This window comes from Methylophilus luteus (assembly GCF_042676265.1).
Lineage (GTDB): Bacteria > Pseudomonadota > Gammaproteobacteria > Burkholderiales > Methylophilaceae > Methylophilus > Methylophilus luteus.
Genome location: NZ_JBHTKB010000001.1, coordinates 1381285 through 1393958, shown reverse-complemented (window position 1 = coordinate 1393958; position 12674 = coordinate 1381285). Strand labels below are relative to the sequence as shown.

Here is a 12674-nt window from a genome sequence, read left to right as displayed (position 1 = left end):
TGTAGCTTTGCAGCATCAGCCCGGGCGCCAGCTCTGCCGCCCAGGCTGACGTGTTTAGAACACGCTGGCAGCCAGCCCTGGCAACACGATACGGCTGATCATTTGCAGCAGGATCAAAGCAACCAGCGCCGAGAAATCAAATCCCTGAATCTGCGGCAACACCCGGCGTAATGGCTCAAGTATAGGCGCGGTGAGCTGGTTAAGCACCGCATAAATCGGGCTGTAAGGATTTACCCAGCTCAAAATCGCCATCAGCAGAATGGCATAGAAGAACACATCGACGATCTGCTCCAGTACGCCAAAGATCGCCTGCCACACCCATAATACCGGCGCAGCGCCCAAGCCTGTCAGTAGTGAAAGCAGGGCAAACAGCACCAACTGCATCAGGAAGGCCAGCAACAGGGTAGACATATCCCATTGCCGCACCGGGCGTATCAGCTTGCGCGCCGGTTTGACCATGAAATCAGTCAGCACCATGGTCATTTGCCCGAGCTGGTTTTGAAACGAGGTGCGTGTCCATTGCATCAGAAAACGTAACACCAGTAAAAACGTCAAAATGCCGAATACAGTCCTCAGCAAAAATACGGTCATCTCACCTAACATTATTGTGCTCCCAGTTCGTCGCCCAGGGTTTTCGCCCGATTGGCTGCTTGTTGTGCCGCATGTTGCATAATGGCATGAATGTCGTGCTGATTGAGGCTCAGCAGGCCTTGTTCTGTGGTGCCACCTTTAGAAGTGACTTGCTCGCGCAGGGTGGCGATAGGCGTCTCGCTGGCAGCAGCCAGCAGGCTCGCGCCTTTAAAGGTGGCGATGCTCAGTTGCTGCGCCTGCGCCTGATCCAGCCCCAGGGCAACGCCGGCCTTGGTCAGTGCTTCTATGAGCAGGAACACATAGGCCGGGCCGCTGCCTGAGATAGCGGTGACGGCGTCCAGCTGTGCCTCATCTGTCAGCCACACCACCTCACCTGCCGCTTGCAGCAGACTGTCTGTCAGCTGGCGCTGCGCGTCATTGACCTCGGCCAGCGCAAACACGCCGGTGACACCGGCCTGGATCTGCGCCGGGGTGTTGGGCATGGTGCGTACCAGTGTGCGGTAGCCATTCAGCCAACGGCTCAGGTCGGCGGTACGGATACCGGCGGCGACCGAGATCACCAGTTGTGATCGCAGCAAAGGCGCCAGTGACTCAGCCACCGCTTTTAACTGCTGCGGTTTGACTGCCAGCACGATGACATCGGCCTGCAATGCCTGCTCAGACAGGGCGGCTGCCGTGCGCACGCCTAGCTTGTCCTGCAACTGCTGGTGCTTGCCGGCATCCGGGTCTATCACCGTGATCTGCTGCATGGCAAACGCGCGCTGCTTGAGGCCGGTAATGAGTGCTTGCGCCATATTCCCGCCGCCGATAAAGGCGATACGGGGTGATGCGGGAGTAGACATGGTTAAACAGCTCCTTTGCTGGCTAAATCGGTATCAGGGGAAGGTTTGGGCTGGCGTGCGCCAAAGATCGCGGTGCCTATGCGCACCAGCGTGGCACCTTCGGCGATCGCCGCCTGGTAATCGCCGCTCATGCCTATGGATAAAGTATCCAGTTGCAGGCCGTGCGCATTCAAATGGTCGAACAGGGCGCGTACCTGACTAAACTGGTCACGTTGGGCGGCAAAATCCTGTTGTGGCGCGGGTATCGCCATCAGCCCGCGCAAGCGCAGGTGCGGCAATTGTTTGATCTGTAAGGCAAGTTGCAGTAGTTCCTGGCCACTGGCACCACTTTTGCTTGCCTCTTCGCTTATGTTCACTTGCAGGCAAATGTTCAGCGGCGGCAGCTCTGCAGTGCGTGCATCTGAGAGACGTTGAGCGATTTTTAAGCGGTCAACCGAGTGTACCCAATCGAATTGACGGGCAATTTGCTGTGTTTTGTTGCTTTGAATCGGCCCGATAAAGTGCCATGCTATTGCACAGTCCTGCAGTTGCGCCTGTTTGCCTAGCGCTTCTTGCAGATAGTTTTCGCCAAATACGGTTTGGCCCGCTGCGTAAGCAGCACGGATCGCTGCAGCAGGTTGTGATTTGCTGACTGCACACAGCGTCACCGCTTGCGTCATTTGAAAGTGCGCTTTTGCTTGTGCAATGTTTTGCTGTATCTCAGCAATATTGTCAGCAGGGGCGGGTATAGGTGCGGTCATGGCTGGGTAATGCGAGCTCTGCTTTGCAGCTTGAATAACAAAATAACATTATATAAATAATCACTGGAGTGAATGATGGATATTTCAGATTTATTGACGTTCTCGGTCAAAAATAAAGCGTCCGACTTGCATTTGTCTTCCGGCTTGCCGCCTATGATCCGTGTGCATGGCGACATCCGCAAGATCAATCTGCCCGAGATGGATCATGCCGAAGTGCATCGCATGCTGTACGACATCATGAATGATACGCAGCGCAAGGTGTTTGAAGAAAAGCTGGAATGCGATTTTTCGTTCGAGATCCCTGATCTGGCCCGTTTCCGGGTCAACGCCTTCAACCAGCAACGCGGTGCCGGTGCCGTGTTCCGTACCATTCCCAGCAAGGTGCTGACACTGGAAGAATTAAATGCGCCCAGGGTGTTTAAAGACCTGGCCGATACCCCGCGCGGTATCGTGCTGGTGACCGGGCCTACCGGTTCCGGCAAATCCACTACCCTGGCGGCCATGGTCGACTACATCAATGAAACGCAGATGTCGCATATCCTGACCGTGGAAGACCCTATCGAATTTGTGCATAGCTCCAAAAAATCGCTGGTCAACCAGCGTGAGGTCGGCCCGCACACGCAATCGTTTGATAACGCCTTGCGTTCGGCCTTGCGTGAAGACCCGGACGTGATCCTGGTCGGCGAGATGCGCGACCTGGAAACTATACGCCTGGCGCTGACTGCGGCTGAAACCGGCCACCTGGTGTTCGGTACCCTGCATACCAGCTCTGCTGCCAAGACCATAGACCGGGTGGTCGATGTGTTCCCGGCTGCTGAAAAAGAGATGGTGCGTTCCATGCTGTCAGAATCATTGCGCGCGGTGATCTCGCAGACACTGTGTAAAACCAAGGATGAGCAAGGCCGCGTTGCCGCGCATGAGATCATGATAGGCACGCCGGCGATCCGTAACCTGATCCGCGAAAACAAGATCGCGCAGATGTATTCTGCCATCCAGACCGGGCAAAGCGTGGGTATGCAGACACTGGACCAGAACCTTCAGGACCTGGTCAAGCGCAATATCATCAGTGCCGGTGAAGCGCGCACCAAAGCTGCCAACCGCGACTCTATCATCGGATAAAACATAGCATGGATAATATAGACACTGGCGCAGACCGGGCGCAGACAGAAAAGTTTGTCAACGACCTGCTCAAGCTGATGGTGACCAAAAAGGCGTCAGACTTGTTTATCACCGCCGGTTTTCCGCCAGCGATGAAGATAGACGGCAAGCTGACCCCAGTCTCATCGCAAACGCTAAATACCCAGCAAACTGCCGATATCGCACGCGCAGTGATGAATGACAAGCAGGCGCAGGAGTTCAGGGAAACCCGTGAATGCAATTTCGCCATCAGCATGTCCAGCGTGGGCCGTTTTCGCGTCAATGCATTTATACAGCGTAGCGCAACCGGGCTGGTGTTCCGCGTCATCAATACCAATATCCCCAAATTTGAGGACCTGCAATTACCGCCGGTACTTAAAGAAGTGATGATGGCCAAACGCGGCCTGGTGATCTTTGTCGGTGGCACCGGCTCAGGCAAATCCACTTCGATGGCAGCCATGCTCGGCCATAGAAACGAGAGCAGTTACGGCCATATCATCACCATTGAAGACCCGGTGGAGTTCATTCACGGCCATAAAAACTGCATAGTCACCCAGCGTGAAGTCGGGGTAGATACCGAAAACTGGCACGCGGCGCTGAAAAACACCCTGCGCCAGGCGCCGGACGTGATCATGATAGGCGAGATACGCGACCGCGAAACCATGGATTATGCGATCGCTTTCTCGGAAACCGGCCATTTGTGCTTGGCCACCCTGCATGCCAACAGCACCAACCAGGCGCTGGACCGCATCATCAACTTTTTCCCGGAAGAGCGCCGCCAGCAATTGCTGATGGACCTCTCGCTCAACCTGCGTTGTATCGCATCTCAACGCTTGATCCCCAAAGTGGATGGCAGCGGCCGCGTGGCAGCGGTGGAAGTATTGCTGCATTCACCGCTGATTTCGGACCTGATCTATAAAGGTGATGTGCACGCGATCAAGGAGATCATGGCCAAATCACGCGAGCTGGGCATGCAAACTTTTGACCAGGCATTATTCGAGTTATATGAAGAAAGCAAGATCACCTATGACGATGCCTTGCGCAATGCCGATTCGGTGAATGACTTAAGGCTGAAAATCAAGCTGAACAGCAAGATCCCTAATCCTGAGAACCCCGATCAGAACAGGATATCCAATCTGGATATTTTATAAGGTAATTCTTTAGGCGCTATGCCGCGCAGATTAGCAGGCCCTCGCTCAATAGTATGAGCGAGTGCCTGTTGTTTTTAAACCGCGTGTATGGCTGGCTGCACGCCTAGCTGCAAGGTTTCCTGCTGAAACACCAGTTCACCGCTGGTGATGGTGGCTGACACTTTGCCGGACAATGACTGGTTAAGGAAAGGCGTGTTCTTGCCCTGGCTGACCAATACGCGGCTCTCTACACGCCACTCGACTTCAGGGTCGTAGATCACCACATCGGCAGTGGCGCCCACCTGCAAAGTGCCGGCGGAGATGCCGAGGATATGGGCAGGTGCCTGCGTGATCTTGAGCAGGGCCTGCGCAGGTGCGAGCTTGGCTTGCGCGGCCCATTTCAGTGTCAGCGGCAGTAGTAATTCCAGCGCAGAAGCACCCGGGTGCGATTCGGCAAACGGCACGGCTTTGGCATCGTCGTCTACCGGGGTATGGTCTGAGCAAATGGCATCCAGTGTGCCATCCAGCAAGCCGGCGCGTAGCGCATCGCGGTCACGCTGGGTGCGTACCGGTGGTTTCAGGTGCACCATGCTGTCAAAAAAGCCTATATCCATTTCTGTCAGGTGCAGGTGTTGTATGCTGACATCTGCAGTGATACTGCCGCCGGCCTGCTTGGCCTGGCGTATCAGTTCTACAGATTCGGCTGTTGAAACGCGTGCGATATGCAGATTGGCGCCGGTGTTTTGCGCTATGCGCAGCATGGTTTGCAGGGCGATGCTTTCCGCCGCCACCGGGATGCCTTTCAGGCCCAGCCTGGAAGCGACTTCGCCATCATGGGCCACGCCATTCTTGGCCAGGTAGGGGTCCTCGGCACGCATGAATAGCGTGTAGCCGAAGGTGGCTGAGTATTCAAATGCGCGCCACAGTACTTGTGTATCTACGATCGCCGTATCTGCCTGCGAGAAGCCGACGCAGCCTGCAGCAGTCAGGGCGTACATTTCTGTCAGCAAATGGCCTTGCAGCTGGCGGGTGACGGCACCCAGCGGGTAAACATGCGCCAGCGCATGCGACTTGGCCCTGTGCTTGAGCATTTCAACCAGGCCGGGTTCATCCAGTACCGGGTCGGTATCCGGCGGGCAGGCCAGGCTGGTGACGCCGCCGGCCATGGCCGCACGCAGTTCACTGAGCAGGGTGGCCTTGTATTCGCTGCCGGGCTCGCGCAGGCGGGCGCACAGGTCGACCAGGCCGGGCAGCACCCACTTGCCATGGGCATCCAGCGTCTGCTCTGCTTTAAACCCTGACGGTGCTTCGCCTATGGCGACTATCTTGTTTTCGCTGATATAAATATCCTGGACTGTGTCCAGTTGCTGGCTGGCATCTATCAGGCGACCTTGTTTGATGACTATATTCATGCGGCGTTACCTCCCCCCAGGATAGCCATCACGGCCATGCGCACCGCAATGCCATATGTGACCTGCGGCAGAATGACAGATTGTTTGCCATCCGCCACGCTGGAGTCGATCTCGACCCCGCGGTTCATAGGGCCAGGGTGCATGACTATCGCATCCGGCCTGGCCAGTGTCAGCCGCTCCGGGGTCAGGCCAAAGGTCTGGAAAAATTCCTGCGTGCTCGGCAGCAGGGCGCCAGACATGCGTTCATTCTGCAGGCGCAGCATCATGATAACATCGACATCTTTCAGGCCCTGATCCATATTGTGGTAGACCTGCACACCCAGCTTTTCTACTTCGGCAGGTAACAGGGTGCGCGGGGCGATGACGCGTATCTCGGGCACACCCAGCGTCGCCAGCGCATGGATCTCGCTGCGCGCCACGCGCGAGTGCAGCACATCACCGACGATAGCGACACGCAGGTTATGCATCTCGGGCTTGTATTTGCGGATAGTGAACATATCCAGCAGGCCCTGGGTAGGGTGCGCGTGGCGGCCATCACCGGCATTGATCACGCTGATGTGCGGCGGCACATGCTGCGCAATAAAGTGTGCGGCACCACTTTGCTGGTGGCGTACCACAAACATGTCCGCGTGCATGGCGATCAGGTTGTTGACCGTATCAAGTATGGTCTCGCCCTTGGATTGCGATGAGGTGCTGACGTTGAGGTTGAGCACATCGGCAGATAGCCGTTTGGCGGCGATCTCAAAGGTGGTTCGGGTGCGGGTACTGTTCTCAAAAAACAGGTTGCACACGGTTTTGCCACGCAGCAGCGGCACTTTCTTGATCTCGCGTTCAGCCACGCCGACAAAGTTCTCGGCGGCATCGAGGATGTCCGTCAGTATGCGTTTGGGCAGGCCTTCGATACTGAGCAAGTGTTGTAGTTGCCCCTGCGCGTTCAGTTGCGGGTTATACATGTTAATTGGCTCCATTATCTGCAGGAGGAGAGGCTTCGGCTGGCTGGGTCTCTGTCACGCTCAGGTGCAAACGCCCCTGCGTGTTGATGGAAAGTTCGAAAGCCTGGTGCGGCTGCAGTGGAATATCGGCACCGACCATGTTGGGACGTATAGGTAATTGTGCGCCACCGCGGTTGATCAGTGCCGCCAGTTCTATCAGGCCGGGACGGCCATAATCAAACAATTCGTTGATGACTGCGCGCACGGTGCGGCCAGTGTAAAAAATATCGTCGACCAGGATGATATGCCTGTCATTGACATCAAAAGGGATATGGCCGGGCTGGACGGTGGTTTTCATGCCGCGCCTGGCGTAATCGTCGCGGTACATGGAGGCATTCAGTTTGCCATGCGCAATGTCGCGGCCGAGGTCGTTCTGCAGGCGCTGCAACAGTTTTTCCATCAGCCACACGCCGCCGGTGTAAATGCCGACCAGGGCGGTGTTGTCATTGATGCGCGGTTTTAATTGGTCGTAAAGCTGATCCAGTAACTGTTCGGGGTCAGGCAGTATCATGAGGGTCCTGTGCTATGAACGTGAGTGATAGGCGTCAAAGTAAGATTGTAATATAGTTTGTGCGGCAACCTGGTCCAAATGTTGTTTTTGCGCGCGGCCGGTAATGCCTGCCTCACGCAGTGATTGCGCGGCTTCGGCCGAGCTCAGGCGTTCATCTATCATCATCACCGGCAGGTTGAAACGGCCTTCCAGGCGCTGGGCGAATTTTTGTGCCAGCGCAGTCATGGCGTGGGCGTCGCCATCCATGGTCATGGGCAGGCCAACGATCAGCAACACCGGTTGCCACTCCTGCAACAGCGCGGCGATCTGCTCAAATTTTGCGGCATTCTCTTCTGCGTCTATAGTCAGCAACGGGTGGGCCAGGCTGAGCAGGGTCTCGCCCACCGCTACGCCTATGCGTTTTTCACCAAAGTCAAACGCGAGCACAGTGCCGCTAAGGTCAGGGTAGCGACGTTCTCTGATAGGCAGATGGCTTTGATTCAGGGGTTGCTTGCCGTGCTTGAGCGCTTCAGGCATGCCCTGCCACCTCGGACAGGGTGGCATAATCCACCCCCAGTTGCTGCATGGCCCATAACACTTTGTCATCGTTAGGCAGGCTGAAGATGAGTTTATGCAGATGTTCGCTGTCTTCCAGCGGCAAGGTCAGCCAGGCATTGGCCTGGATCTCGTTTTCGAGTTGACCGGATGACCAGCCGGTATAACCGAGGGCGATAAACATATCCTGCGGTGCTTCATCGCGGGCGGCTGCTTCCAGGATATCTTTGGAAGAAGTCATGGCCAGCCCGGCGGACAAACCCAGGGTGGTGTTGAATTCTGTGGCCGGCGTGTGCAGCACAAAGCCGCGCTCCACCTGCACCGGCCCGCCAAAATGCACCAGCCTGTCCTGCTGGTGCGGGGCGTCGCAGGGCATATCCAGTTGCTCAAACAGGTCGCCTACGTTCAGTTGCAGGGGGTGGTTGAGTATCATGCCCATGGCGCCATCATCGTCGTGGCTGCAGATCAATATCACGCTTTTGCTGAAATAGGGGTCTTGCATGGCCGGCATGGCGATCAGGATCTGGCCAGTCAGGTTCAGCCGTTCGCTGCTCGCAGACAAAGGGGTATGTTCACTCATAGTGGTGGCGTTTCATCTTCGCTGAGGTAGCCGGTGATTTCCAGGCCGAAACCATCCATGCTTGGCATTTTGCGCGGTGCAGCCATCAGGCGCATCTTTTTCACGCCCAGGTTGAGCAATATCTGCGAGCCTATGCCGTAATTGCGCAATTCCTGATTAAGGGTGATCTTCTGGTCTGCACGCAGAATGCGGTCGGTCAGCCCCAGGCCATCCTCATCGTGGTTGATCAGCACGATCACGCCACACGGCGCATTGCTGATGGTGCGCATGGCCTGCAACAAGTTCCAGCTATGCGATTGATGGCTGCTGTCGAGCAGGTCTATCATGGACAAAGGCTCATGCACGCGCACCAGGGTCTCTGCGGCAGTTTGCGGGTCGCCTTTGACCAGCACCAGGTGGGTCTCCTGGGCGATATTGTCGCGGTAGGCGATCAGCTGCATGGGCCCGAAAGCGGTTTCAATCTTGCGCTCGGCGCTGCGTTCTATCAGGGTCTCATGCGCCGCACGGTAATGGATCAGGTCGGCGATGGTGCCTATACGTATATCGTGTTCGGCCGCCACTTGCATCAGATCCGGCAGGCGCGCCATTTCACCGTCATCTTTCAATATCTCGCAGATGACGCTGGCAGGCTCGCAGCCGGCCAGTTGCGCCAGGTCGCAGCCCGCTTCCGTGTGTCCGGCACGCACCAGCACGCCACCATTCATTGCGCCTATGGGAAAGATATGGCCAGGGCTGACAATGTCGCTGGCATTGGCGTTTTTGGCGATGGCCGCGCGTATGGTGGTGGCACGGTCGGCGGCGGAAATGCCGGTGGTGACACCCTCTGCCGCTTCGATAGATACCGTGAAATTAGTGCCCAGACGGGTGCCGTTCTTGCGGGTCATGGGTGGCAGGTTGAGCTGGCGGCAACGTTGTTCTGTCAGCGTCAGGCAGATCAGGCCACGGCCATACTTGGCCATAAAGTTGATATGTTCTGCGGTGACGAATTCGGCAGCAATCACAAAGTCGCCTTCGTTCTCCCTGTGCTCGTCATCCACCAGGATAACCATTTTTCCGGCGCGGATGTCGGCAATGATTGCTTCAATAGTACTGATCTGTGCCGACATTACTCCTGCTCCCAGGCTTGCATGCGCTCAACATAGCGCGCGATTAAATCAATTTCCAGGTTCACTGCGTCTCCGGGTTTGGCAAACTGCATGATAGTGTGTTGCATGGTGTGCGGGATCAGGTTGATGCTGGCTTCGTCGTCGCTGATGGCGTTCACCGTCAGGCTGACGCCGTTCACGCATAATGAGCCTTTCTGGGCGATATATTTGCTCAGCGCATGCGGCGCGCGCACTTTGAGCAGCCAGCTCACGCCTACCGGCTCCAGCGCGGTGATGGTGCCTACGCCATCGACATGGCCGGTCACCAGGTGGCCGCCCAGCCGGTCAGCCAGCCGCAAGGCTTTCTCCAGGTTGACCGGCCCAGGCTTGCCCAGACCGGTGGTCACGTCCAGCGTGACTTTAGAGGCCATGACTTCGAAAGTGTTTTGCTCCAGGCTGGTCACGGTCAGGCAGACGCCATTGACGGCGATGCTGTCGCCCAGCTGTACATCTTGCAGGCCTAAATCGGAAGCTTGGATACGTAATGCGCAATCGTCGCCGTGGTTGACTACGTCGGCGATATGGCCGACGGTTTGAATAATCCCTGTGAACATGGTGTGATTTTATCAGTGCTGCATGCTAAAGTAACCACATTCCCGCAACATTTTTCATAACCCAATACTTTTTCCTACCTGGTCGGGTGAGCATATGCGTTTAGATGATCTGGAAGACAGTCAGCATGTAGAAGACAGCCGTGGTCGCGGCCTGATCGGTGGCCGCAGTATAGGCATAGGCACCATCGCCATTGCGCTGGTGGCGATGTATTTTGGCGTAGACCCCAACCTGGTATTGAACCTTGCGCAACAGGGGCAGCCCGCTGTGCAGACTTCAGCACCGCCTGCGGATAGCAATGACCCTAATGTGAAGTTCGTCTCTAAAGTGTTGTGGAGTACCGAACAGGTGTGGCAAACCATATTCACTGCGGCAGGCCAGCAGTACAGCGCGCCCAATCTGGAGATCTTTGGTGGCGCCACGCAGACCGCCTGCGGCCAGGGCCAGGCCGCCATGGGCCCGTTTTATTGCCCGGCTGACCAGAAAGTGTATATAGACCTGAGTTTTTACCAGGAGCTGCAACAGCGTTTCAAGGCGCCCGGCGATTTTGCCCAGGCCTATGTCATCGCGCATGAAGTCGGTCACCACGTACAAAACCTGCTCGGCATTTCGCAAAAAGTGCAGCAAGCCAGGCAACAGGCGGGCTCTGAAGCGGCTGCCAACGCTTATTCGGTCAAGCTGGAGTTGCAGGCCGACTGTTACGCCGGCGTGTGGGCACACCATGCCAACCAGCAGTTCCGCATCCTGCAAGATGGCGATATTGAAGAAGCGCTGCGGGCAGCGACTGCCATAGGCGATGACACCTTGCAAAAACAGGCGCGCGGTTATGCCGTGCCTGACAGTTTCACCCACGGCAGCGCCGAGCAACGCGTGCTATGGTTCAAAACCGGGCTGCAATCCGGCAGTGTCAACGACTGCAATACATTCAAAAAATCAGTATAGGCGGTATGGAATTCAAGGTATGACCCAACAAGGTAATTCTTCACCCGCATCTGCCGGCGAGCATGCAGATGACAAGCACTTGATCGAAACCACAATTTCCAGCGAAATCCTGGCGCAGGGCAAAATGCTCACCGTGCGCTATGACCAGGCGCGTTTGCCGAATGGCACCGTCAGTGGCCGTGAATATGTCACCCATCCTGGCGCAGTGGTGGTAGTGGCGCTGACTGCAGATGGTGGTGTGGTGCTGGAACGCCAGTTCCGCTATCCGCTCAAACAGGTGTTCATAGAACTACCGGCCGGTAAGATAGATCACGGCGAACCGGTATTGCAGACCGGGCAACGCGAGCTGCTGGAAGAGACCGGTTACCGTGCGTATGAGTGGGTCAAGCTCGGGGTGCAGCATCCATGTATAGGTTACTCGAATGAGGTGATACATATTTACCTGGCCACAGGCCTGACCCTGGGTGACCACGCCAGAGATATAGATGAAGCGATGGATGTGTTTGTCTGGCCATTTGCACAGGTGATGCAGGCGATCAGCGCCGGGGAGATCACCGATAGTAAAACCATGGGTGCCATGTTGCTGGCTGAGCGCTATCTGCGTCAGCAGCCGTTGCCAGGATTCAGTGTTTAAAGCCAGGATTCAGTTTAAAGAAAGTCATGCATGAAAGTATTACAGATAGGTTGTGGTGGTTTAGGTAGTTTGATCGCGCAGCAAACCCTCAGCCACGGCCATGAACTGACTATAGTGCGCCGTTCCAGGCAGGCAGTGCCGGAAGGCGCGCAGGTGTTGCACCTGGATGTGGTGAACGATGAGGCTTTAACGGCGCTGGCTGGATTGCAGCCCGAGATCCTGCTGTATTGTCTGGCGCCGGTAGAGGGGCAGTCTTATCAGCAAACCTATGTGCAGGGTCTGAAAAACGTCCTGGCCCAGGTGTCTAAAACGGCGTTACGCCATGTGTTTTTTATCTCCAGCACCGGTATTTATGGTGAACATCAGGGCGAATTCATTGATGACAGTACCGCCGTAGCGCCCGCCGATGCCGACGGGCAGGTCATGCTGGAAGCCGAACGCCTGCTGTATGACCTGCCATGCGGGCACTCTGCCTTGCGTGTGTCCGGCATTTATGGTCCGCAACGTTTATATCTGTTGCGGGCTGTGCAGGATAAGGCACGCTGGCCAAAACAGGCGCACTGGACTAACCGTATTCATGAGCTGGATGTGGCGCGCGCCGTGGTGCATATGTACGAACTGCTGGCCAGTGGCCTAGTACTGCCCGCGCATTGCATAGTGACAGATGGTGTGCCGGCCTTGCAGCACGAGGTATTACAGTGGATGGCAGGCCAGTTGCGGGTGCCGCTGCCGGATACGCCGCCCATGCAGCCGCAATCGGGCAAGCGCATCACCAACCAGTTTTTGCCGCAAAGCGGTTTCAAGTTGCAGTTTGCCGATTATCAGGCAGGCTATGCCGCGATACTGGCGGACCATCGCTCATGAACATTATTCACTCGACCTTGACTCACTCGTGCATGCGCGAAAAATTTACCGCAACCATAAAAGTATTA

At 56.3% G+C, this 12674-nt stretch carries 15 protein-coding genes; 5 read left to right on the top strand and 10 right to left on the bottom strand.

Features of this window, described 5'->3' with window-relative positions; translation table 11 throughout:
* Positions 1-54: 54 nt before the first annotated feature.
* Genes ACFQ1Z_RS06410 through ACFQ1Z_RS06400 form a run of 3 tightly spaced genes read right to left on the bottom strand, consistent with a single transcriptional unit; the run spans position 55 to position 2173 of the window.
* The gene (locus tag ACFQ1Z_RS06410; protein WP_379056442.1) at positions 55-603 is read right to left on the bottom strand and encodes a YggT family protein; all 549 of its coding nucleotides are present in this window, start codon (positions 601-603) and stop codon (positions 55-57) included.
* On the bottom strand, positions 603-1433 hold the full coding sequence (proC, locus tag ACFQ1Z_RS06405; RefSeq protein ID WP_379056440.1) for a pyrroline-5-carboxylate reductase: 831 nt from the start codon (positions 1431-1433) through the stop codon (positions 603-605). The genes ACFQ1Z_RS06410 and proC overlap by 1 nt, the downstream gene beginning before the upstream one ends.
* A 2-nt stretch (positions 1434-1435) precedes the next feature.
* Complete coding sequence (locus tag ACFQ1Z_RS06400) at positions 1436-2173, bottom strand: YggS family pyridoxal phosphate-dependent enzyme (RefSeq protein ID WP_379056438.1); 738 nt, start codon at positions 2171-2173, stop codon at positions 1436-1438.
* A 75-nt stretch (positions 2174-2248) separates the two neighbouring features.
* Here ACFQ1Z_RS06400 and ACFQ1Z_RS06395 point away from each other — a divergent pair, with 75 nt between their 5' ends.
* Together ACFQ1Z_RS06395 and ACFQ1Z_RS06390 are read left to right on the top strand one after the other, a co-directional pair.
* Entirely contained in the window at positions 2249-3292 is a 1044-nt protein-coding gene (locus ACFQ1Z_RS06395) for a type IV pilus twitching motility protein PilT (protein ID WP_379056436.1), read from the top strand.
* An 8-nt stretch (positions 3293-3300) separates the two neighbouring features.
* Positions 3301-4461, top strand: coding sequence for a PilT/PilU family type 4a pilus ATPase (locus tag ACFQ1Z_RS06390; protein ID WP_379056434.1), 1161 nt, complete (start codon positions 3301-3303; stop codon positions 4459-4461).
* Positions 4462-4535: 74 nt separating this feature from the next.
* Here the strand turns inward: ACFQ1Z_RS06390 and ACFQ1Z_RS06385 are convergent, their stop codons facing one another.
* From ACFQ1Z_RS06385 to ACFQ1Z_RS06355, 7 genes are read right to left on the bottom strand one after another with little or no spacing between them, the layout of a single operon-like run.
* Positions 4536-5852 (bottom strand): dihydroorotase, encoded by a 1317-nt coding sequence (locus tag ACFQ1Z_RS06385; protein ID WP_379056433.1) that lies wholly within the window; start codon positions 5850-5852, stop codon positions 4536-4538.
* On the bottom strand, positions 5849-6805 hold the full coding sequence (locus ACFQ1Z_RS06380) for an aspartate carbamoyltransferase catalytic subunit (protein WP_379056431.1): 957 nt from the start codon (positions 6803-6805) through the stop codon (positions 5849-5851). Before ACFQ1Z_RS06380 ends, ACFQ1Z_RS06385 begins: the two co-directional genes overlap by 4 nt.
* Before the next feature lies 1 nt (position 6806).
* Positions 6807-7355, bottom strand: a complete 549-nt coding sequence (gene pyrR / locus ACFQ1Z_RS06375) for a bifunctional pyr operon transcriptional regulator/uracil phosphoribosyltransferase PyrR (protein WP_379056429.1) — start codon at positions 7353-7355, stop codon at positions 6807-6809.
* Between the two features lie 12 nt (positions 7356-7367).
* Positions 7368-7871, bottom strand: a complete 504-nt coding sequence (ruvX, locus tag ACFQ1Z_RS06370; protein WP_379056427.1) for a Holliday junction resolvase RuvX — start codon at positions 7869-7871, stop codon at positions 7368-7370.
* Positions 7864-8469 (bottom strand): YqgE/AlgH family protein, encoded by a 606-nt coding sequence (locus ACFQ1Z_RS06365; protein ID WP_379056425.1) that lies wholly within the window; start codon positions 8467-8469, stop codon positions 7864-7866. The genes ruvX and ACFQ1Z_RS06365 overlap by 8 nt, the downstream gene beginning before the upstream one ends.
* Positions 8466-9575, bottom strand: a complete 1110-nt coding sequence (ribBA, locus tag ACFQ1Z_RS06360; protein ID WP_379056424.1) for a bifunctional 3,4-dihydroxy-2-butanone-4-phosphate synthase/GTP cyclohydrolase II — start codon at positions 9573-9575, stop codon at positions 8466-8468. Before ribBA ends, ACFQ1Z_RS06365 begins: the two co-directional genes overlap by 4 nt.
* Positions 9575-10168, bottom strand: a complete 594-nt coding sequence (locus ACFQ1Z_RS06355; protein ID WP_379056423.1) for a riboflavin synthase — start codon at positions 10166-10168, stop codon at positions 9575-9577. Before ACFQ1Z_RS06355 ends, ribBA begins: the two co-directional genes overlap by 1 nt.
* 94 nt (positions 10169-10262) lie before the next feature.
* On the opposite strand from ACFQ1Z_RS06355, the gene ypfJ reads away from it, so the two are divergent.
* Genes ypfJ through ACFQ1Z_RS06340 form a run of 3 tightly spaced genes read left to right on the top strand, consistent with a single transcriptional unit; the run spans position 10263 to position 12606 of the window.
* Positions 10263-11108 carry a KPN_02809 family neutral zinc metallopeptidase gene (ypfJ, locus tag ACFQ1Z_RS06350; protein WP_379056421.1) on the top strand — a complete coding sequence of 282 codons (846 nt, stop codon included), beginning with the start codon at positions 10263-10265 and terminating at the stop codon, positions 11106-11108.
* 19 nt (positions 11109-11127) lie between these two features.
* A complete protein-coding gene (locus ACFQ1Z_RS06345) occupies positions 11128-11742 on the top strand; it encodes an NUDIX domain-containing protein (protein WP_379056420.1) in 615 nt (204 codons plus the stop codon).
* 30 nt (positions 11743-11772) lie between these two features.
* Complete coding sequence (locus tag ACFQ1Z_RS06340; RefSeq protein WP_379056419.1) at positions 11773-12606, top strand: NAD-dependent epimerase/dehydratase family protein; 834 nt, start codon at positions 11773-11775, stop codon at positions 12604-12606.
* The last annotated feature ends 68 nt before the right edge of the window (positions 12607-12674 follow it).